Below are 21324 nucleotides of genomic sequence, written 5' to 3' on the forward strand. Positions count from 1 at the left end.
TTATTTATGAATTTATGCAAAGGTATCATTTTTTGTGATTATTTTTGGACCTTAACATAAGATTAAATTTTTTTACTTACACATGAACTTAATCAAACTCAGTGCCATTGATTCTACAAATACTTTTTTAAAGAAATTAGCTTCTTCTGAGAAAGTAGAAAACTTCACAACCGTTGTTGCTGAACACCAAACTGATGGCAAAGGACAGCGTGGTGCTAATTGGACAATAGAACCGGGTAAGAATCTAACTTTTAGTGTATTGTATCTAAATGATTCGGGCTTGAATTCGTGTCTTTTTACATTAAATGTTATTGTTGCATTAAGTGTAGTAGAAGGATTGCAAATGCAAAGTAATTTGAAATTTAATATTAAATGGCCAAACGACATTTTGTCAGAGAATAAAAAAATTGCTGGAATTTTAATTGAAAACACCCTAAAAAGTCAGACACAAATACAATCGATCATAGGAATTGGCGTAAACGTAAATCAGGAACTATTCGAAAATTTGCCTCAAGCGTCTTCTTTATTTCTTTTGGAACAGAAAAAAATAGACAAAGATTTGCTTCTGAAAAACATTGTAGATCGATTAGAATACAATTTAAAGGAACTAAATGAATTCGAAGAAGTCTATTTCTGGGAAGAGTATCATTCTTATTTGTATAAAAGAGATATCGTTTCTACCTTTCAAGGTGCTTTAGGTCAAAGATTTGTAGGGAAAATTATAAAAGTTACTAGCGAAGGGAAATTAAAAGTGCTTCTAGAAGATGATTCTGAAGTGGATTTTGACATTAAAGAAGTTAAAATGCTGTACTAGTATAAATTGCCAAAAATAACTAAAACCTTTGTTAAACTTTCTAAAAAGAAATTCGAATTCAGTACATTTGTGACAATTTATAAAATTTAGAATTTCTATCTCTCATGGAAAAAAAAATATTCTCATTTTTGTTCTCAACTCGTTTAATGGCTGTTTTGTTTATAGGCTTTGCAGCAGCAATGGCAGCAGGAACTTTTATCGAAGACTACTATAACACGGACACAGCAAGAAATATTGTATATAATACGTGGTGGTTCGAAGCCATAATGGTCTTCTTTGTAATTAACTTTATTGGAAATATAAAACGGTACCAATTGCAGAAAAAAGAAAATTGGGCTACGTTATTATTACACCTTTCATTTATTCTTATTATCGTTGGAGCATTCGTAACACGCTATATTAGTTATGAAGGAATGATGCCAATTAGAGAAGGCGAATCCACTAACATGATTTTTTCTGATAAAACGTATTTGACCGTTATGGTTGATGGAGATTATCAAGGAGAAGTAAAACGTAAAACTTTCGAGAAAAGTTTGATTTTTGCGCCAGAAGTAAAAGGTGACGCATTTTTATCATTCTTTTCCAATAACAATTTCTCATTAGGTGGTGAATTCAGTGATATTCCTTTTAAAATCGTTCACCAAGAATTTATTATGAGTGCTTCTGAAACCTTGAAACCAAATGAAAATGGTCAGTTAATGATCAAAATGGTTGAATCTAGTGGTGGAACTCGCCACGAACACTTTTTAAAAGAAGGTGAAGTTCAAAATTTACACAACGTATTGTTTGCGTTCAATAAGTTCACGGAAGGAGCAATAAATATTACCAAAATAGCTGAGGCTTATACCATTCAAACTCCTTTTGAAGGTGATTTTATGCGAATGGCAGATAAACTAGAAGGTAAAGTTGTAAAAAACGATGTGCAACCTTTGATGTTGCGTTCATTATATAATATTGGAGGCGCACAATTTGTATTTCCTGATGAAGCGGTTAAAGGTGAATTGATAATGAAATCGAATAATGATTTCAAAGACAAACAGACTGATGATGCTTTGGTTGTTAAAATTATAAGCCAAGGAAAAGAAGAATTGCTAACTTTAGTGGGCGCAAAAGGAAGACAAGGTATTCCACAAAGTGTGAAAATTGGTGATTTAGAATTTACGCTTTTCTTCGGTAGTAAAATTTATAACACACCTTTTGACATTAAACTAGATGATTTTATCGCTGATAAATATCCAGGAACCGAAAAAAATTATTCGGCTTTCAAGAGTTTAGTTGAAGTGCAAGATAAAGAGGAAAATAAAACTATTAAAGATAGTATATACATGAATAACGTATTGGATTACAGAGGTTTTAGATTCTTCCAAGCCGGTTTTGATCCAGACGAACAAGGAACGCAATTATCTGTGAGTCATGACTTATGGGGAACTTGGATTACTTACATTGGTTATTTCTTATTGTACTTTGGTATGATGGCAATTCTGTTTAATAGAAACACCCGTTTTGCCAGTATTAAAGAAAAATTAGAAAAATTAAAAATCAAGAAAGGTCAAATGCTCAGCGTTTTCTTGATTTTATTTACAACGCTAACTTTTGCACAAGAGCACAAGCACCAACCAAATAAAGAAGAAACACTTAAGTTACTGAAGAAAAGCGTTGTTTCAAAAGAGCATGCGGCTGAATTTGGAAAAATTGTGATACAAGATGGTGGTCGTATGAAGCCTATCAATACGTTTTCTTCAGAATTGCTTCGTAAAGTATCTAAAAATGATACGTATGAAGACATGAATTCGGATCAAGCTTTCATTTCGATGACACAATATCCTCAGTATTGGTACGGTTTGCCAATTATTTATCTGAAAAGAGGAAATGATAGTATTCGTAAAATAATTGGTATTGATAAAGATGCAAAATATGCGCCGTTAGTTTCATTTTTCGATGAAACAGGTGCTTATAAACTAGCGGATCTTCTGGAAGATGCTTCGAAAGAACCGGTTCCAAATCAATTTCAAAAAGACTTTATCGATGCAGATAAAAAAGTAAACTTATTATATTCGGCTTTAAGCGGTCAAATTTTAAAAGTATTTCCTATTCCTGCTGATAAATCTAATAAATGGGTTTCATTTTTAGAGATTAATGAACCAACGGGAACTGCTTTAGACTCTATTAAAAACATCATGCCTTTTTATTTAGATGCAGTTCAAAAGTCTTCACAGAGCAACGACTACACAATGCCGAATAGCTTGTTGACAGGTTTAAAACAATACCAGCACAAATATGGTGGTTTGGTGATGCTTGAAGACAGTAAAATAAATTCGGAAATTCAATATAATAAGTATGATATCTTCAAGCGATTATATTATATGTATATGCTTGCCGGAATTTTGATGTTAGCATTCTGTATTGTTCAAATTTTCAATAACACAAAAACAATTCGAAGAATAATCAACGTATTCCACGGATTAATTGCACTATTTTTTGCGTTCCATTTAGCGGGATTAATTGTAAGATGGTACATTTCAGGTCACGCACCTTGGAGTGATGCTTATGAGAGTATGATTTATGTGGCTTGGGCAACAATGTTCTTTGGTTTAGCTTTCGGAAAAGATTCTAAATTAACAGTAGCATCAACAGCTTTTGTAACGTCGATGATTTTAATGATTGCGCATTGGAACTGGATGGATCCATCAATTGGAAACTTGCAACCGGTTTTAAATTCGTACTGGTTAATGATTCACGTAGCAGTTATCGTTGGAAGTTATGGTCCGTTTACATTGGCTATGGTTCTAGGATTAATCGCTTTATTCTTGATGATTTTTACTAACGAGAAGAACAAAGCAAAAATGAAGATGAGCATTGATGAAATTACATACATCAATGAATTAGCTTTAACTGTAGGATTAGTAATGTTAACCATTGGAAACTTCCTTGGAGGACAATGGGCCAATGAAAGTTGGGGACGTTATTGGGGTTGGGACCCAAAGGAAACTTGGGCATTAATTAGTATTATGGTTTATGCATTTGTGATTCACGCACGTTTTGTGCCTGCATTACGAGGCAGATGGATTTATAACGTAATGAGTGTTTTAGCCTTTGCATCTATCATTATGACGTATTTCGGAGTGAATTTCCACTTAAGTGGTTTACATAGTTATGCTTCGGGAGAACAACAAAACGTTTCCTATTACTTATATATTTTAATAGGCGTGTTGATTATAGCAGGAATTGCTTATGTACCTTACAAGAAACATTTTAAGAAATAAATAGAATAGAAAAAAGGGAAAATATTAATTTTCCCTTTTTTTATGCTTCGAATTTTCTGCTTTGCGCGAAGTGACAAATTCTCGTTTATTTTCGTATTTCATTTTGGCATAATGACGTTGAATTGTATTTATAAAACTTAAAATCACACCAATACCGACAATAATATAAAAAACGGTGAATAGTTTACCTTCGTCAGTTTGTGGTGTAAAGTCGCCATAACCAATTGTTGTTAAAGTCACCATTGAGAAATAGAGCGAGTCAATATAGCCCCAGCCTTCTAAATAATGATAAGTTAAAGTGCCTATTATTAAAATTATAGCAGTAGTAATAAGTAAATCGCGGTATTCTTCGTCTTGAAGAAAGAGGAAAATAGTTTTTATAAAAAACATAGGTTGATTTCTTTAAATTACAAACATTAAGCAAGAATTATCATTTGTTTAAGAGAGTAAAGGTAATTAAATTTCTAAATTTGTATAACAGTCTCAAATAAAATATAATGAAAAATACAATCTTCTTGTTTTCGGCAGTGATCTCTTTGTGGAGTTGCCAAAATCAAGCGCAACCTAAGCAAATTAACGAATCAGAAACAGCAGAAATAATGGCAAAAGAAACGATTTATCAATTTAAAGTAAAAACTTTAGAAGGTAGCGATTTTGATTTTTCAACATTGAAAGGAAAAAAAATACTTGTAGTAAATACAGCTTCAAAATGTGGTTTAACGCCACAATATGAGCAACTACAAGCTATTTATGATAAATATAAAGACCAGAACTTTGTAATTGTAGGATTTCCTGCAAACAACTTTATGAGTCAGGAACCAGGAACTAGTGGAGAAATAGCAGAATTTTGCCAACGTAATTATGGGGTGACTTTTCCAATGATGGACAAAATCTCAGTAAAAGGAAACGATATGCATCCTGTATATAAATTTTTAACTGAAAAAGGTAAAAATGGATTGCAAGACAGTGAAGTAGAATGGAATTTTCAAAAATACTTAATTAACGAAAATGGTGAATTAGCAAAAGTAGTTGGACCAAGAATACTTCCAACAGATGCTGAAATCACAAATTGGATTGAAGGAAAATAATGTTTTGATTAATATAATGTTTTGTTTTAAATCCCAAGTTTCAATTTAATATTGGAGTTTGGGATTTTTTTATGACAGCATTTTTTGCATAAAAACAGAATCAAGCCATTTATCAAACTTAAAACCTGATTCCTTTATATAACCCGCTTTTTCAAAACCAAATTTCTCATGAAATGTAATACTAGCAACGTTTTCAGAATCAATCACACCAATCATAGTATGTAATTTTTGTGCTTTTGCTAATTGAATTAATTCGGTCAATAATAATTTCCCAACGCCTTTTCCTATATAGTTTTTATCAGCATAAACTGAATGTTCTACTGTAAACTTATACGCTTCTCTAAATCGAAATTCACTATAATAGCCAAAACCAATAACTTGATTATTTTCTTCAGCCACAATAATTGGAAAACCCTTTGAAATTTTATCTTCAAAAATAGCAATTTGGTGTTCTAATGTTCTAGGAAGGTAATCATATAAAGCAGTTGAAGTTAAAATAGCTTCATTTATAATTGCTAAAATAGCAGGACAATCTGCAACAGAGTAAGTTCTTATTTGAATATTCATTTTAAAGAGAAATAGTTCCGTAAAAGTAGTAAAAATCAGCACATCTTCGTAAATTTGTAATCCATTTAGTTATAAAAAAATGATGTATCCAAAAATTCCTTTAGCACAAAGCATTATTGAAATTTGCAAACAAAAGGAAGTCCAACATATCGTAATTTCTCCCGGTTCAAGAAATGCACCTTTGACCATTGGTTTTACTAACAATTCGTATTTCAAATGTTATAGTATTGCTGATGAACGTTGCGCTGCTTTTTTTGCATTAGGAATGGCACAACAAATGCAAAAACCGGTCGCTTTAGTTTGTACTTCAGGCTCGGCTTTGCTAAATTATTATCCGGCTTTGGCCGAAGCGTTTTACAGTCAAATTCCTTTGGTTGTTATTTCTGCGGACCGACCTCAAAGTAAAATTGACATTGGCGATGGTCAAACGATTCGTCAGGAAAATGTATTTGCTAATCACAGTTTATTCAATGCGAATTTATCCGATGAAACTTCGGTTGCCAACGATAATTTGATTCAGGAAGCACTTGAAATTACTGTTTCTAAAAAAGGGCCAGTTCATATTAATGCTCCGTTTGAAGAACCGCTGTATGGAACTGTTTCTGAAATGACTTATTTCCCTCTAATTTCCCAAAATAAAGAAAGGGAAAATACTGTTAATTTTCAGCCAGAATTTCTGCAAAAATGGAACAAAGCAACTAAGAAGCTAATTGTAGTAGGCGAATTATTTCCAAATTCAATTGAACAAAAATATTTAGATAGTTTAGGAAATGATCCAAGTGTCGTGGTTTTGACCGAAAAAACTTCAAACATTCATCACGAATCGTTTATAAATCAAATAGATACCTTAATTACGCCATTTTCTGAGGAAGATTTTGAGGATTTTCAACCTGAAATACTATTGACTTTTGGAGGAATGGTGATTTCAAAAAGAATTAAATCGTTCTTAAGAAAGTATCAACCCGAAAATCATTGGCATGTTGATGAATTGCGTGCTTATGACACTTACGGCGTTTTATCGCATCATTTTGAAACTTCAGTAAATACTTTTTTTAATAATTTTTTAGACGCAGATAAAGTAGAAAGTAATTATAAAGAATCAATAGCAGCTATTTGGAAAGATAGAGTTAAAGCGCACACAATTTATTCAGGATCAGTTTCGTTTTCAGACTTTAAAGTGTTTGACTTTCTAAGCCAACATTTACCGGAAAATATACAATTACAAGTCAGCAATAGTTCGCCGATTCGTTATATACAATTGTTTGATTTGAATCCAACAATTGAAGTTTTCTGCAACCGAGGAACTAGTGGAATTGATGGAAGCACTTCAACCGCAATTGGTGCTGCTGTGATGAACCAAAAACTTACTCTTTTTATTACAGGCGATATTAGTTTTTTATACGACAGTAACGCACTTTGGAACAATTACATTCCTAAAAACTTTAAAATTATTGTATTGAATAATGGAGGAGGTGGGATTTTTAGAATCTTGCCAGGTCATCAAGAAACCGAAACATTTAATACATTTTTCGAGACATCGCATCAGTTAAATGCCGTTCATCTAGCAAAAATGTATCAAATTAGTTATTTCGCTGCTACAGATGAAGCAAGTTTGGAAGCAAGCTATCTATCTTTTATAAATGAACAAAATGGGCCAAGTATTTTAGAGGTATTTACACCGGAAAAACGCAATAACTCTATTTTACTAGATTTCTTCAAATCTTTAAAAAATTAAGATCTATTTTTAACTAATGTTAAAATAAAAGTGTAAATTTGAGAAGGATAAACCTTTAAACAAACAACATTATGAGTAAAAGAGATGAATTAATTGTTAAATACGCGGCTGATTTAAAAGAAAAATGTGGTGTAACTGCTGATATGGATTTTTTAACTAAAGTAACCATTGGTTGTGGTCCATCAATCTATAATGCAGATTCTTCTACAGTTGCAGGTTCTGACGAAAAAGAATTAGCAACAGTAAAAAACAACTTTTTAATCAAAAAATTAGGATTAACTGATGGTCCAGAGTTAGATAAAGGTATTCAAGCTGTAATCGAACAATATGGAAAATCAAATAAAAATAAATATAGAGCAGTAGTTTATTATTTATTGGCAAAACATTTCAAAAAAGAAGCTGTTTATAACAAGTAAGACACAAAAAAAATCCTGAATTCTCATTCAGGATTTTTTCATTCATAGCAATTCTTATATTATCTGTTTACCGTATATTTTTCATAGGTAATAGTATCTGATTTTGGATCGTAAGTTTCTAAGATCAAGTTTCCGTCAGTATCAAAATATCCAATAGCAGTTTTATTTTTACTTCTGTAAATAAAACTATTAGTAGTTGTTTTTCTTAAGAAAGCCTCATTTTTCTTATCATCAGAAACAATTCGGTATCCTTTACTGTCTAAAGACACTTGGTATTTTTTTCCATCTAATGTATAATAAGATGAACGGTCAATATGTACTGTTCTAGTAGAACCATCAGGATTTGTTACTGTAGTAGTTTTCTCAACCATTACTTCAGAATCCTTCATATCCATATTGATATTTTTAGTTTCTTGATCTTTCAATTCAATGTTCTGCACTTCACGAGTGTTTTCTTTCTTCACAAATTTCTTTTCTCCATCAGACGTTTTAACAGTGGTAACCGTTGTCTTAGTTTCGTCTTTCACGTTTTTGTTTTGCGCAATTATTGTACTTGTAGCAAATAATAATGCCAATGACATAAATATTGATTTCATAATGTAATGTTTTAGTGATTAATTAATTACAAATTTAGCTCTGTTTGCATCCTTGCGTATTATACAATGAATTCTTAATCTTATATAATTCCCACCTCACCTATATTCCCGAGCTTTTTCTTTAAACGTAAGTCGCTTTATTACAAACATTGTAGCTTTCCAACTTTTAAACTATATTTGCACACTTTTAAAAACACATTCAATAATGAAAGCAGGAATTGTAGGATTACCAAATGTTGGAAAATCAACCTTATTTAATTGTTTATCAAATGCTAAAGCGCAGAGTGCAAACTTTCCGTTTTGTACTATAGAACCAAATATTGGCGTTGTAAACGTTCCAGACCCACGTATTAATCGTTTAGAGGAATTAGTGAAGCCAGAGCGTGTTCAAATGGCAACTGTTGATATCGTAGATATTGCAGGTTTAGTTAAAGGAGCAAGTAAAGGAGAAGGTTTAGGAAATCAGTTCTTAGGAAACATTAGAGAATGTAACGCGATTATTCACGTATTACGTTGTTTTGATAATGATAATATTATTCACGTTGACGGAAATGTAAATCCTATTCGTGATAAAGAAACTATTGATATTGAATTGCAATTAAAAGATCTTGAAACGGTAGAAAAACGTTTGGAAAAAACCAATCGTGCTGCAAAAACAGGAAATAAAGAAGCACAAGTTGAAAAAGCATTGTTAGACCGCATTCGTCAAACTTTATTAGAAGCGAAATCAGCACGTACAATTGTTCCTCAAAATCAAGATGAAATTGATTTAATGGAAGATTTCCAATTAATTACTGCAAAACCAGTTTTATACGTTTGTAACGTTGACGAAGAATCAGCAGTAAAAGGAAACAAATACGTAGACTTAGTGCGCGAATTAGTAAAAGACGAAGATGCAGAAGTTATTATCCTTTCAGTAGGAGCGGAAGCAGATATCACCGAATTAGAAAGCTATGAAGAGCGCCAGGTTTTCTTAGAAGACATGGGATTGAGCGAGCCAGGTTCGGCAGTTTTAATTCGTGCTGCATACAGATTATTAAAATTACAAACCTATTTCACAGCCGGAGTTAAAGAAGTTCGTGCTTGGACAATTAACGTAGGCGATACAGCACCAAAAGCAGCTGGAGTAATTCATACTGATTTTGAAAAAGGATTTATCCGTGCAGAAGTAATTGCATTTGAAGATTTCTCAAGTTTCGGATCAGAAGCAAAAGTAAAAGAAGCTGGAAAGTTAAGAGTAGAAGGAAAAGAATACATTGTAAAAGATGGTGATGTTATGCATTTTCGTTTTAATGTGTAAAGAATAATTGTTCAATAAAAAAAAATTACTATTTTAGATTAATTATTCAAAAAAAATAACATGAAACAAATTAAAAAAAAGGCAATTAGTTTGCTTAAAGTTGTCCTTGTATTAGCATTGTTTACTAATGTTGCTTGTTCAGACAAAAGCGAAGTTGAAAATGTAGCAAATAAATTCTTAACGCATTTAAATAAATTAGAATTTAAAGAAGCGAAAGAATATTGTGACGATAAAACAGCACCTTTATTAGGAATGCTAGAAAGCTTTAGTGCAATGGCTGGTAAAACAGACGAAAAAATTGCAGAATTTAAAATTACAGGTTCTGAGGTTAAAGATGATAAAGCAACTGTAACTTATACTCAAATGAAAGATGGTGAAACTAAAGAAGAAACGTTAAACTTGAAAAAGATTGATGGGAAATGGAAAGTTTCTATGAATAAGGAAGATGCAAAGAAAGAAGAAGGAAAAAAATCTTTAAATGAAAGTGTTGAAGTAGAGGAAAGTGAACCATTTATTTTTGAAGATGATTTAAATGACTCAATAGTAGTTGAGTAAGTGCTACTAAGTACTTATCTAAATATTTATAATTTCGAAAATAAAGAGTAAAACTATGAAAAAAGTGCTTTTTATTTTCGGAATATTTTTTTTAAGTGGCTTTGCAATCTATGAAGCTTTCTTTTATTTAGATGCAAGAGAAGAGGTAAAGGAAGTAACGAAAAATGAAAATCAAGTCAGACTAGAAACTGCTGATATAGATAAAATCGAAGAAGGAGATTTAATTTTAAGAAAAGGTTATGGTTACTTTAGTGATATAATAGCCGATCATTTAAATACCAAAGAATTTGATGTAACGCATGCAGGAATTTTAACTAAAAAAAAGAATGAATGGTATGTAATTCATTCATTATCTTCTGATGTTTCTAAAATTGACGGCATGCAAATCGAAAAGTTAAGTCGTTTTTTAAAATATTCACAGCCTAATAAAATTATCATTTCAAGACTGAAAAATGCGACGGTAGAACAGAGAAAGCAAATTTCGGTTGAAGCATTAAAATTGGTAGCTTTAAAAGTTCCTTTTGATCATCATGGTGACATAAGTGATAGTTCAAAGCTATATTGTACTGAAATGATTTGGTATATTCTAGAACAGGAATTGCAGTTGGTTAAATTACCGCAGGAAAAAGAAGAACGAGAGTTGTTTTTTTTCTCTATGAAATGTATGTATGATTTGACTATAATTGATTTAATAATTGATAAGTATAAGGATTAGCGCTACTACTGGTTTAATTCTTGCTGTCTTTTTGTAAACGATTGTAAATGAAAAAAAAATTCTTAATTCTTGCTCTAACTTCTGTTCTGTTCTCTTGCAAAGAATACGCTTTGAATGATGGTTTTATCTATTTTTCAGATGCCCAACCTTCAAATGTCGATGCAATTAAATCTTTTCCAAAAAAGTTCATCGGCACTTATTCTTTAGATTATTCGCATCGCTTAACAATTGAGGAAAAAATAATTTTCATCAAAGAAATTGAGACGCTTTCAGTCTTAAAATCAGAACTCGATTCTTTTCCCGAAGTAGAGTTGCGCAACAACGAAATCTTCGATAAGAACGAAAATAAAACCTATAAAACATTTGTAAAAGGCGACACAATTACCTTCGAAATTGAAAGATTAGATACGATTTTTTCATTTGCTACCAACGAAATCGCAAAAGAATACAAATCTTCATTAGTATTGAATAAAAAAATCGATGATAATTATTTAACGAGCATTATCAAACTTTCTACGATTGGCATGAAACACATTCAGTTAGGAACTAAAAAAGATTTTACTAAATTGCAGAATGAATTAAGAATTCCTTTTGTAGTAGCAATGAATGAAAAGGACACTTCGCATGTGGTTTTAACGCCATCTCGTGCTGATTTCAGAAAATTAATTAGAAAAGACGGATTTGAGTACCAAAGCACTTACTTATTTAAATAAACGACATGAAGATCTTTAAAAAAATATTAAAATATACGGCACTTTTTCTTTTAGCATTACTTAGTTATGTAATCGGGGTGACATTAGTTTCTTATATTTCTGTAAATAAAACAGAGGTTATAGCTGATAAAGACGTATCCATTTATATTATCACAAATGGAGTGCATACTGATATTGTTGTTCCGATTAAAAACGAACTCTATGATTGGTCTAAAAGTGTAAAAGCATCAGATACAAAAGCGCAGGACAGCTCGGCTAATTTTGTTGCTATGGGCTGGGGAGATAAAGGCTTTTACTTGGAAACGCCAACCTGGGCAGATCTGAAAGTCTCAACCGCTTTAAAAGCAACAACTGGAATAAGTACTTCAGCAATGCATATTACTTTTTACAACAAGATGAAGGAAAGTGATACTTGCAAAGAAATTGTAATTTCTCCTACTAATTACAAAAGGCTAATCGCTTATTTAAATGAATCTTTTCAAACCAAAGCAGGAGATTTCTTAAAAATTGAAACCGATGCTGTTTATGGAAAAAATGATGTTTTTTATGAAGCTAAGGGAAGTTATTCCTTGTTTTACACTTGTAATTCTTGGGCAAATCAGGCTTTGAAGTTTGCGAATCAAAAAGCTGCACTTTGGACAATAACCGATACAGGTATTTTTAGACATTATTCGAAGTAGTATTTTTCCTCTTAGTTTATTTCAGTCAATGTAAAAGTAGTTCCAACGCCAATTTTAGAATCAATCGTAATTTTATAATTGATCTTCTTAGCTAAATTAGAAACAATAGATAATCCTAAACCTGTCCCGAAATTTCCATAACGGTCTTTTTTCGCTAAAGTGATGTTGTTTTCAAAAATAGCATCAAAATCTTTTTCCTCAATCCCAATTCCATTGTCAGTGATTTTAATAATAGATTTCGCGTTAAGCGTTGAAAAATTTATCGTTATAATTGGATTAGTTTGTGCATTATATTTAATACCATTTGAAATCAAATTTAACAAAATCTGAGATAACGCCATTTTGTCTGTAGTATGTATAGAAGATTTATCAAAATCATAAACAAATTGCACTTGTTTATCGGTAGTGACTATTTGTTCAATTTCAGAAACAACATCACTAAGTAAAAACTCGTTTTTGTTTACTACAAGTGCTTCAGATTGGTAGTAAGTTAATAAATTATTGATGTAATTTTTTAGTTGATAAGATGATGTTACCAACAGATCTAAATATTCCGAAGTTGCCTTCTGATTTGCCTTATCTTCATTAAGTAAAGAGATTAGCGAAATTATATTATTGATCGGCGTTTGAATATCGTGAGAAATTGTGTTTGAAAATTGCTTCAGTTCGGTATACTTATCTTTTAAATTCTCGTAATTTTTATTGAGTTGAATGTTTTTTATTCGAATTCGAAACAATTCTTCCACCTGCTTGCCTAAAATTTCTAAAGCTTTGATCTGATCTTCATCTAAATTTTTACTTTCGTAGTCAATAACGCATAATGTTCCTAATGGGATTTCATCGTCATTAAAAAGCGTCACTGCAGCATAAAAACCATCTTTTTCTAAGCCGTTTAATTTGCCAATTTCACTAAACTCGCTATCTTCCATTACATTAGGAACTACGAGCACTTTTTTGCATTTAGAAATTGATAAAGCACAAAATGACCTATTCAGAGGGGTTTCTGAATGTTCAAAACCTATTTTAGATTTAAACCATTGTCTTTTTTCGTCCAATAATGTAATAGTTGAAATAGGTGTGTTGCAAATTTTTGAAGCTAAAAAAGTGATATTATCATATTCAACTTCTGCTTCAGAATCAAATAGTAGATAGTCTTCTAAAACTTCAATAGCGTTTTTTTTAGGTATATTTTTCACAGGGTAAATAAAATTAGTAGGGGCAATAAATGTACATAATAAACAGCGTAATTAAAAATAATATCTTCAATTAGTAAGCAAAAAATCTAATTAAATTAGTTTTAAATTTAGAGTATAAATCCTATCTTGCACAAAATCCAAAATCTATCTATGTTAGAGCAAAATCAGTATACCGAAGACAATATTCGTTCGCTCGATTGGAAAGAGCACATTCGTATGCGTCCTGGTATGTATATCGGAAAATTAGGCGATGGTTCTTCGCCTGACGATGGTATTTACATCCTTTTAAAAGAGGTGATGGACAACTGTATCGATGAATTCGTTATGGGTGCCGGAAAAACTATTGAGGTTACTATCAAAGAGAAATTGGTCACCGTTCGCGATTATGGTCGTGGTATTCCATTAGGGAAAGTTGTGGATGTTGTTTCCAAAATGAATACTGGTGGAAAATATGATTCAAAAGCGTTCAAGAAATCAGTAGGTTTAAATGGTGTAGGTACGAAAGCAGTAAATGCACTTTCAAATTTTTTTCGTGTTGAATCTGTTCGTGACAACCAAATAAAAGCAGCAGAATTCTCAGCCGGAAATCTTACGGTTGAAGAAGATGTGCAAGAAAGCACCAAGCGAAAAGGAACAAAAGTTTCTTTCGTAGCTGACGAAGCTATTTTTAAAAACTACAAGTATCGTAATGAGTATGTCATTAAAATGCTTAAAAACTACTGTTATTTAAATCGTGGTTTAACGATTTATTACAACGGTGAAAAATATTTTTCTGAATTTGGATTAAAAGATTTATTAGAAGAAAATATTGCGGAAGAAGATATGGTTTACCCAATTATTCACTTAGAAGGTGATGATATTGAAATAGCTATTACTCATAGTAAATCGCAGTATTCCGAAGAATATCATTCATTTGTAAACGGACAAAACACAACACAAGGTGGAACGCATTTAGGTGCTTTTCGCGAAGCTATTGTAAAAACGATAAAAGAATTTTATAACAAACCGTTCGAAGCGTCAGATATTCGTAAATCGGTTGTTTCGGCTGTTGCTGTAAAAGTAGAAGAGCCTGTATTTGAATCCCAAACGAAAACAAAATTAGGTTCTACGGATATTGGTCCAAATGGTCCTTCTGTTCGTACGTTTGTAAATGATTTTATTAAAACTAAGCTAGACAATTTCCTACATAAAAATCCCGAATTAGCAGACGCTTTGTTACGCAAAATTTTACAAGCCGAACGCGAACGTAAGGAATTATCAGGAATTCGTAAGTTGGCCAAAGACCGTGCTAAAAAATCAAACCTGCACAATAAGAAATTACGCGATTGTCGTGTGCATTTAACCGACGCTAAAAATCCAAGAAGTTTAGAAAGTACGCTTTTTATTACCGAGGGAGATTCGGCTTCGGGTTCCATTACGAAATCTCGTGATGTGAATACGCAAGCAGTTTTTAGTTTGCGTGGAAAACCTTTGAATTCATACGGAATGTCAAAGAAAATTGTATACGAAAACGAAGAATTTAATTTATTGCAAGCCGCACTGAATATCGAAGAAGATATGGGCGATCTGCGATACAACAATATCGTAATTGCAACTGATGCCGATGTCGATGGAATGCACATTCGTTTGTTGTTGATTACCTTTTTCTTGCAGTTTTTCCCGGAATTAATTAAAGATGGTCATTTGTATATCTTACAAACACCATTATTCCGTGTGCGAAATAAAAAAGAAACCATCTATTGTTATTCGGACAAAGAACGTGTGGATGCAATTGAAAAATTAAAACCAAAACCAGAAATCACCCGATTCAAAGGATTAGGGGAAATTTCGCCTGACGAGTTCAAGCACTTTATTGGTGAAAGTATCCGTTTAGATCCTGTGATGCTAGACAAATCGACTCCAATCGAAATGTTATTAGAATTCTACATGGGGAAAAACACACCGGATCGACAAACATTTATTATCAATAATTTGAAGGTTGAATTAGACGTAATAGAAAAGCAATAAAGATGAAACATCTTCAAAATAAAGAAATATTCAAACAAGTAGTTGATTTATTGCAACAAGCGAGACAACAAGTTTTGCGAACTGTAAATTCGACTATGGTATATACTTATTTTGAAATAGGCAGAATCATTGTAGAAGAAGAACAAAACGGAAAAGAAAGAGCCGAATATGGAAAGCAAATTTTAAAAGGACTTTCAGAAGAACTAAAAAGAGAGTTTGGAAAAGGTTTTTCATTACGAAACCTAGAACAAATGAGACAGTTTTATTTGATTTATTCAATTTCCGAATCACTGAATAGAATTTTAGATATTGAGAATTCGTCATCAGTGACGAAGGATTCTAAAGATGTGAAATTAAATAGACTTCAAAATACGCAATCACTGACTGCGGAATTTATAAATACTAAATATCTAACATTGATTTCGTTTTTTAAATTAACATGGACACATTATATATTCTTAATGCGAATTGATGATGAGAAAGAAAGAAGTTTTTACGAAATAGAATCTATTAAAAATAACTGGAGTGTTAGAGAATTAAAAAGACAATATGACACTGCTTTATATACAAGATTGACCTTAAGTAGAGATAAAGAAGGGATTTTAAAACTTTCTGAAGAAGGTCAAATTATTGAAAAACCGAAGGATATTATCAAGGATCCTTATATTTTAGAGTTTTTGGGTTTACCCGAATTGCATCAGTATTCTGAAAGTGATTTAGAACAACAAATCATCAATAAATTAGAACATTTCTTGTTAGAATTAGGTCAAGGATTCGCATTTGTAGCACGTCAAAAAAGAATTACTTTTGATGATAAACATTTCCGAATCGATTTGGTTTTTTACAATAGAATCTTAAAAAGTTTTGTACTAATTGATTTAAAAATTGGAGAACTGAAACATCAAGATTTAGGACAAATGCAGATGTATGTGAACTATTACGACAGGAATATGAGACTAGAAGATGAAAATAAAACTATAGGAATTGTCCTTTGTCAAAATAAAAGCGATTTAGTAGTTCAATACACTTTGCCAGAAAACAACGAACAAATTTTTGCAAGTAAATACAAAACCGTTTTACCAAGTAAAGAAGAATTTAAGAGATTAATTAATGAATAATAAAATATGAAAAAATATACTTTAATTTTAGGATTAATTCTAATAGGAACGATAGCAACATTAATTTTTATTCATTTTTCAAATGATCATGAAGAATGTGATACAGTTACAAGTACTACAACAGATTCAAACGGGAATAGTGTCAAAACAGAAGCACATATCTGTAAAGAAAAGTATAACTTTTAAAACTAATCGAATTCAATAAATGAACGACGACGAAGATAACATCATTCCAAACGAAGACGAAAATTTAGACAATCAAGACCAAGCGACTAACGAAGCTGGTTTTGATGATATTCGTGTTACAACGGGACATCATTTTTACGAAAACAACGAAAATCCAGAAGAGACCATTACCAAAGTTACAGGAATGTACAAAGATTGGTTTTTGGATTATGCTTCTTATGTAATATTAGAGCGTGCGGTTCCAGCTATTGAAGATGGATTTAAACCGGTGCAACGTCGTATTATGCATTCAATGAAGGAGTTAGATGATGGTCGTTACAATAAAGTAGCGAATATCGTTGGACATACTATGCAATATCACCCGCACGGAGACGCGAGTATTGGTGATGCGATGGTGCAAATTGGTCAGAAGGAGTTGATTATCGATATGCAAGGAAACTGGGGAAATATCCTTACGGGAGATAGTGCCGCAGCTTCTCGTTATATCGAAGCCCGAATTTCAAAATTGGGTCACGACATCTTATTCTCACCAAAAATTACCGAATGGGGAACTTCTTACGATGGTCGTCGTGCAGAACCTGTAAATCTTCCAGTTAAATTTCCTTTGTTGTTAGCACAAGGAGCAGAAGGAATTGCCGTGGGTTTATCCACAAAAGTGTTACCTCACAATTTCATTGAATTAATAGATTCTTCTATAAAAATATTAAAAGGAAAACCATTTACGTTATTTCCTGATTTCCCAACAGCAGGAATCGCCGATGTATCGAATTATAACGATGGAGTACGTGGCGGACGTGTTCGTGTTCGTGCTAAAATTGCACAATTCGACAAGCAAACCTTGGTAATTAATCAAATTCCATTTTCGACAAATACGTCAACTTTGATTGATAGTATTTTGAAAGCCAACGAAAAAGGAAAGATTAAAATTAAAAAAATCGAAGACAATACTGCTGCAGAAGTGGAAATTTTAATCCATTTGCCAACAGGTGTTTCACCCGATAAAACGATTGATGCTTTGTATGCTTTTACAGCTTGCGAAACTTCAATTGCACCTTTAGGTTGTGTGATTGAAAATCATAAACCTTTGTTTATCGGTGTTTCTGATATGTTGAAAATTTCGACACATCGTACCGTTGATTTACTGAAACGTGAGTTAGAAATTCAATTAGACGAATTAGAAAATAAATGGCATTTCTCTACGTTGGAAAAGATTTTCATCCGTGAAGAAATGTATATTGATTTCAAATTATATTCCGACAGAGAAGCGCTTTACGTTTATATGTATGATCGCTTTGAGCCGTTTTTGAAATCATTCGTTAGAGCGATTAACGATGATGATTTGCAGAAATTAACGCAAATTCCAATGATTCGTATTACGCGTTTTGACTCGGATAAAGCCGATGAAGGAATTGCGAAATTGGAAGCAGAAATGGAACGTGTTAAACACGATTTAGCTAATATTATCGATTACACGATTGCTTTTTTCCAAATGCTTAAAGATAAATATGGAAAAGGTCGTGAACGCCAAACTGAATTGAGAAGTTTTGACAATATTGAAGCTACGAAAGTGGCACTTCGAAACACAAAATTATATGTAAACAAGGAAGAAGGATTCTTTGGAACAGGTTTAAAGAAAGACGAATATGTTACCGATTGTTCGGATATTGACGATGTAATTGTATTTCTTCGCGATGGAAAAATGATGATTTCAAAAGTTGACGATAAGAAATTCGTAGGAAAAGACATTATTCACATTGCGATTTTTGACAGAAATGACAAACGCACCATTTACAATATGATGTATCGCGATGGGAAAACGGGTTCTACTTTCATCAAACGTTTCAATGTTTCTGGCGTTACGCGTGATAAGTTTTATGATTTAACACAAGAAAAGCCAGGATCATTAGTTTCTTATTTTTCAGCGAATCCAAATGGAGAAGCGGAGGTTGTGACTATCTTATTGCGTCAAGTGGGAAGTGTGAAGAAATTGAAATGGGATGTCGATTTTTCTGACATTGCTATTAAAGGAAGAGCTTCCCGCGGAAATACCGTTTCTAAATATCCAATCAAGAAAATTGAATTAAAAGAAAAAGGGATTTCCACCTTACGACCAAGAAAAGTTTGGTTTGATGATACGGTGCAACGTTTAAATGTGGATGGAAGAGGTGAATTATTGGGCGAATTCCGTCCGAATGATCGCTTGTTGATCGTAACGCAATCCGGGAAATTAAAAACGATTATACCAGAGATTACGACACATTTTGATCAAGATATGATTGTTTTGGAAAAATGGCACCCAAATAAACCGATTTCTTGTATTTATTTTGATGGTGAAAAAGAAAAGTATTTTGTAAAGCGTTTCTTAATCGAGAACGAAAACAAAGAGGAATATTTTATTACCGAGCACGAAAAATCGCAACTAGAAATTATATCTACAGATTGGCGTCCGGTTGCTGAGGTAATTTTTGCCAAAGTAAAAGGAATACAAAAAGAGAATCAAGTAATTGATTTAGAACAATTTATTTCGGTAAAGGGAATCAAAGCTTTGGGGAACCAATTAACAGGCGATAAATTGAAACAAATTAACTTATTAGAATCTTTACCCTATGAAGAGCCTGAAGAAGTAATTCCAGAGCAAATCGAAGTTTCAGGAGAAGATAATGTTTCGGATAACATTCAAACAGAATTAGACGACGACGGACAAATAACGTTATCGTTAGATTAAATTTATACGAAGACCTGCGAGATGATAAAATCTTGCAGGTCTTTTTTAATTTCATAATAAATAGCCTATGAAAACATTTTCAATTTTACTACTTGCATTCTTAACGTCAATTACGTTGATAGCTCAAGACATTTCTGGTCAATGGAACGGTGGTTTAAAATTACAAGGAACACAATTACCCCTTGTTATCAATATTACAAAAACTGCTACTGGTTTCAGTGCTACTATGGACAGTCCGAATCAAGGTGCGATGGGAATTCCCATTACCACTACAACGTTTGAAAATTCGAAATTATATTTCGCGATTCCAAATGCTACGATTGAATATAATGGCGAATTGAAGGATAATGAATTTATTGGAATTTTTAAACAAAGCGGTCAGGAATTTCCTTTAAATTTTTCTAGAAATGCGCTGGAAAAATTAGTTTTCAAAAGACCACAAGAACCTATTAAACCTTCTTCGTATTATTCAGAAGATGTTATTTTTCATAATACAAAAGCAAACGTTTCTTTAGCAGGAACATTAACGCTTCCTCAAAAAGATGGAAATTTTCCAGTTGTAATTTTAATTTCGGGAAGTGGACCTCAAAATAGAGATGAAGAACTATTAGGACATAAACCTTTTTTAGTGATTTCTGATTATTTAACCAAGAATGGAATTGCAGTATTACGCTACGACGACAGAGGTGTTGCCAAATCAACCGGAAACTTTAAAGCTGGAACTTCGGCAGACTTTGAAACAGATGTGGAAAGTGCTATCGCCTATTTAAAAACGCGAAAAGAGATTAATAAAAATAAAATTGGTTTAATTGGACATAGCGAAGGTGGATTAATTGCTCCAATGGTTGCTTCAAAATCAAAAGATGTGGCATTTATAGTGCTGTTGGCTGGTCCTGGAATTAAAGGCAATAAAATATTATTACTTCAAAAAGAACTTATTGAAAAAGAACAAGGCGTTTCTGAATCCGAAATAAAGAAAGGGCTTGAGACCAATGCGAAGTTGTTTGATCTTATTAATAAATCTAATGATAGTCAACAATTAAAAACAGATTTAACGAATTATTTAAGTGAATTATTCGCTAATGATTCTACTGCTGAAATTCCAAATGGAATGACAAAAGATGAATTTATAGCTTTGCAAGTGAATCAAATTGCTACACCTTGGATGCAATATTTCATAAAATATGATCCGGCACCGGCTTTAGAAAAAGTGAAATGTCCGCTTTTAGCGGTTAATGGAGCGAAAGATTTACAAGTTCCATCAAAAGAAAATTTAGCGGGAATTGCTAATGCTTTGAAAAAAGGTGGCAACAAAAAAGTAACGATTAAAGAGTATCCTAATTTGAATCATTTATTTCAAGAATCAGAAACGGGAGCGCCATCAGATTATGAGACGATAGAGCAAACATTTGCGCCAATTGTTTTAGAAGAAATGACGAGCTGGATAAAATTACAAACTAAATAAAAGCGGAACAGTTTATTTATTAAAAGCCGAAGAGGAGTATTATGTTGTTTTGATGATATTTATAAATAAATTGCCATTGAAATTTTTAACTGATTTCTAATCGGAATTTACGATGATTTACTTTGTTAAAAGAAGATATGCCTTTTATGATTCAAATCTAGTATGTAGAAATTCCTCAATTACTG

At 32.3% G+C, this 21324-nt stretch carries 19 protein-coding genes; 15 read left to right on the forward strand and 4 right to left on the reverse strand.

Annotation, left to right across the window (positions count from 1 at the left end; genetic code table 11):
• Positions 1–82 precede the first annotated feature (82 nt).
• Both ACFSX9_RS01880 and ccsA read left to right on the forward strand, forming a co-directional pair.
• A complete protein-coding gene (locus ACFSX9_RS01880) occupies positions 83–814 on the forward strand; it encodes a biotin--[acetyl-CoA-carboxylase] ligase (protein WP_379803679.1) in 732 nt (243 codons plus the stop codon).
• Positions 815–918: 104 nt separating this feature from the next.
• Complete coding sequence (gene ccsA / locus ACFSX9_RS01885; protein ID WP_379803681.1) at positions 919–4077, forward strand: cytochrome c biogenesis protein CcsA; 3159 nt, start codon at positions 919–921, stop codon at positions 4075–4077.
• A gap of 24 nt (positions 4078–4101) precedes the next feature.
• On the opposite strand, the gene ACFSX9_RS01890 is transcribed toward ccsA, so the two are convergent.
• Complete coding sequence (locus tag ACFSX9_RS01890) at positions 4102–4467, reverse strand: potassium channel family protein (RefSeq protein ID WP_379803683.1); 366 nt, start codon at positions 4465–4467, stop codon at positions 4102–4104.
• Positions 4468–4574: 107 nt separating this feature from the next.
• On the opposite strand from ACFSX9_RS01890, the gene ACFSX9_RS01895 reads away from it, so the two are divergent.
• Positions 4575–5165, forward strand: a complete 591-nt coding sequence (locus ACFSX9_RS01895) for a glutathione peroxidase (protein ID WP_379803685.1) — start codon at positions 4575–4577, stop codon at positions 5163–5165.
• 69 nt (positions 5166–5234) lie between these two features.
• On the opposite strand, the gene ACFSX9_RS01900 is transcribed toward ACFSX9_RS01895, so the two are convergent.
• Positions 5235–5732, reverse strand: coding sequence for a GNAT family N-acetyltransferase (locus ACFSX9_RS01900; protein ID WP_379803687.1), 498 nt, complete (start codon positions 5730–5732; stop codon positions 5235–5237).
• 79 nt (positions 5733–5811) lie between these two features.
• Here ACFSX9_RS01900 and menD point away from each other — a divergent pair, with 79 nt between their 5' ends.
• Together menD and ACFSX9_RS01910 are read left to right on the forward strand one after the other, a co-directional pair.
• Positions 5812–7467, forward strand: a complete 1656-nt coding sequence (gene menD, locus ACFSX9_RS01905) for a 2-succinyl-5-enolpyruvyl-6-hydroxy-3-cyclohexene-1-carboxylic-acid synthase (protein ID WP_379803689.1) — start codon at positions 5812–5814, stop codon at positions 7465–7467.
• A 71-nt stretch (positions 7468–7538) separates the two neighbouring features.
• Entirely contained in the window at positions 7539–7883 is a 345-nt protein-coding gene (locus tag ACFSX9_RS01910) for a DUF2853 family protein (protein WP_379803692.1), read from the forward strand.
• A 59-nt stretch (positions 7884–7942) separates the two neighbouring features.
• Here the strand turns inward: ACFSX9_RS01910 and ACFSX9_RS01915 are convergent, their stop codons facing one another.
• Positions 7943–8479: a hypothetical protein gene (locus tag ACFSX9_RS01915; RefSeq protein ID WP_379803694.1), complete on the reverse strand. Its 537-nt coding sequence runs from the start codon at positions 8477–8479 to the stop codon at positions 7943–7945.
• Between the two features lie 205 nt (positions 8480–8684).
• On the opposite strand from ACFSX9_RS01915, the gene ychF reads away from it, so the two are divergent.
• From ychF to ACFSX9_RS01940, 5 genes are read left to right on the forward strand one after another with little or no spacing between them, the layout of a single operon-like run.
• Positions 8685–9779, forward strand: coding sequence for a redox-regulated ATPase YchF (ychF, locus tag ACFSX9_RS01920; protein ID WP_379803697.1), 1095 nt, complete (start codon positions 8685–8687; stop codon positions 9777–9779).
• Positions 9780–9839: 60 nt separating this feature from the next.
• Entirely contained in the window at positions 9840–10334 is a 495-nt protein-coding gene (locus tag ACFSX9_RS01925; protein WP_379803700.1) for a nuclear transport factor 2 family protein, read from the forward strand.
• A gap of 55 nt (positions 10335–10389) precedes the next feature.
• On the forward strand, positions 10390–11049 hold the full coding sequence (locus ACFSX9_RS01930; protein ID WP_379803703.1) for a YiiX/YebB-like N1pC/P60 family cysteine hydrolase: 660 nt from the start codon (positions 10390–10392) through the stop codon (positions 11047–11049).
• A gap of 47 nt (positions 11050–11096) precedes the next feature.
• A complete protein-coding gene (locus tag ACFSX9_RS01935; RefSeq protein ID WP_379803705.1) occupies positions 11097–11762 on the forward strand; it encodes a hypothetical protein in 666 nt (221 codons plus the stop codon).
• A 5-nt stretch (positions 11763–11767) separates the two neighbouring features.
• Positions 11768–12442 carry a TIGR02117 family protein gene (locus ACFSX9_RS01940; protein ID WP_379803708.1) on the forward strand — a complete coding sequence of 225 codons (675 nt, stop codon included), beginning with the start codon at positions 11768–11770 and terminating at the stop codon, positions 12440–12442.
• Between the two features lie 11 nt (positions 12443–12453).
• Here ACFSX9_RS01940 and ACFSX9_RS01945 read toward each other — a convergent pair whose 3' ends face one another.
• On the reverse strand, positions 12454–13638 hold the full coding sequence (locus ACFSX9_RS01945) for a GAF domain-containing sensor histidine kinase (protein ID WP_379803711.1): 1185 nt from the start codon (positions 13636–13638) through the stop codon (positions 12454–12456).
• A gap of 150 nt (positions 13639–13788) precedes the next feature.
• Here ACFSX9_RS01945 and ACFSX9_RS01950 point away from each other — a divergent pair, with 150 nt between their 5' ends.
• The 5 genes from ACFSX9_RS01950 (at position 13789) to ACFSX9_RS01970 (ending at position 21139) form a co-directional block, all read left to right on the forward strand.
• Positions 13789–15645 carry a DNA topoisomerase IV subunit B gene (locus ACFSX9_RS01950; protein ID WP_379803714.1) on the forward strand — a complete coding sequence of 619 codons (1857 nt, stop codon included), beginning with the start codon at positions 13789–13791 and terminating at the stop codon, positions 15643–15645.
• A 2-nt stretch (positions 15646–15647) separates the two neighbouring features.
• Positions 15648–16763 (forward strand): PDDEXK nuclease domain-containing protein, encoded by a 1116-nt coding sequence (locus ACFSX9_RS01955; RefSeq protein ID WP_379803716.1) that lies wholly within the window; start codon positions 15648–15650, stop codon positions 16761–16763.
• 6 nt (positions 16764–16769) lie between these two features.
• Positions 16770–16949: a hypothetical protein gene (locus ACFSX9_RS01960; RefSeq protein WP_379803718.1), complete on the forward strand. Its 180-nt coding sequence runs from the start codon at positions 16770–16772 to the stop codon at positions 16947–16949.
• A 19-nt stretch (positions 16950–16968) separates the two neighbouring features.
• On the forward strand, positions 16969–19674 hold the full coding sequence (locus tag ACFSX9_RS01965) for a DNA gyrase/topoisomerase IV subunit A (protein ID WP_379803720.1): 2706 nt from the start codon (positions 16969–16971) through the stop codon (positions 19672–19674).
• Positions 19675–19741: 67 nt separating this feature from the next.
• Positions 19742–21139: an alpha/beta hydrolase family protein gene (locus tag ACFSX9_RS01970; protein WP_379803722.1), complete on the forward strand. Its 1398-nt coding sequence runs from the start codon at positions 19742–19744 to the stop codon at positions 21137–21139.
• The last annotated feature ends 185 nt before the right edge of the window (positions 21140–21324 follow it).

It is taken from the genome of Flavobacterium ardleyense, from assembly GCF_042686085.1.
Taxonomy (GTDB): domain Bacteria; phylum Bacteroidota; class Bacteroidia; order Flavobacteriales; family Flavobacteriaceae; genus Flavobacterium; species Flavobacterium ardleyense.

Bases quoted from the DNA above. Each gene is read 5' to 3' on its own strand.
- ACFSX9_RS01880 (WP_379803679.1), top strand. From the start codon at position 83: ATGAACTTAATCAAACTCAGTGCCATTGATTCTACAAATACTTTTTTA.
- ccsA (WP_379803681.1), top strand. From the start codon at position 919: ATGGAAAAAAAAATATTCTCATTTTTGTTCTCAACTCGTTTAATGGCT.
- ACFSX9_RS01890 (WP_379803683.1), bottom strand. From the start codon at position 4,467: ATGTTTTTTATAAAAACTATTTTCCTCTTTCTTCAAGACGAAGAATAC.
- ACFSX9_RS01895 (WP_379803685.1), top strand. From the start codon at position 4,575: ATGAAAAATACAATCTTCTTGTTTTCGGCAGTGATCTCTTTGTGGAGT.
- ACFSX9_RS01900 (WP_379803687.1), bottom strand. From the start codon at position 5,732: ATGAATATTCAAATAAGAACTTACTCTGTTGCAGATTGTCCTGCTATT.
- menD (WP_379803689.1), top strand. From the start codon at position 5,812: ATGATGTATCCAAAAATTCCTTTAGCACAAAGCATTATTGAAATTTGC.
- ACFSX9_RS01910 (WP_379803692.1), top strand. From the start codon at position 7,539: ATGAGTAAAAGAGATGAATTAATTGTTAAATACGCGGCTGATTTAAAA.
- ACFSX9_RS01915 (WP_379803694.1), bottom strand. From the start codon at position 8,479: ATGAAATCAATATTTATGTCATTGGCATTATTATTTGCTACAAGTACA.
- ychF (WP_379803697.1), top strand. From the start codon at position 8,685: ATGAAAGCAGGAATTGTAGGATTACCAAATGTTGGAAAATCAACCTTA.
- ACFSX9_RS01925 (WP_379803700.1), top strand. From the start codon at position 9,840: ATGAAACAAATTAAAAAAAAGGCAATTAGTTTGCTTAAAGTTGTCCTT.
- ACFSX9_RS01930 (WP_379803703.1), top strand. From the start codon at position 10,390: ATGAAAAAAGTGCTTTTTATTTTCGGAATATTTTTTTTAAGTGGCTTT.
- ACFSX9_RS01935 (WP_379803705.1), top strand. From the start codon at position 11,097: ATGAAAAAAAAATTCTTAATTCTTGCTCTAACTTCTGTTCTGTTCTCT.
- ACFSX9_RS01940 (WP_379803708.1), top strand. From the start codon at position 11,768: ATGAAGATCTTTAAAAAAATATTAAAATATACGGCACTTTTTCTTTTA.
- ACFSX9_RS01950 (WP_379803714.1), top strand. From the start codon at position 13,789: ATGTTAGAGCAAAATCAGTATACCGAAGACAATATTCGTTCGCTCGAT.
- ACFSX9_RS01955 (WP_379803716.1), top strand. From the start codon at position 15,648: ATGAAACATCTTCAAAATAAAGAAATATTCAAACAAGTAGTTGATTTA.
- ACFSX9_RS01960 (WP_379803718.1), top strand. From the start codon at position 16,770: ATGAAAAAATATACTTTAATTTTAGGATTAATTCTAATAGGAACGATA.
- ACFSX9_RS01965 (WP_379803720.1), top strand. From the start codon at position 16,969: ATGAACGACGACGAAGATAACATCATTCCAAACGAAGACGAAAATTTA.
- ACFSX9_RS01970 (WP_379803722.1), top strand. From the start codon at position 19,742: ATGAAAACATTTTCAATTTTACTACTTGCATTCTTAACGTCAATTACG.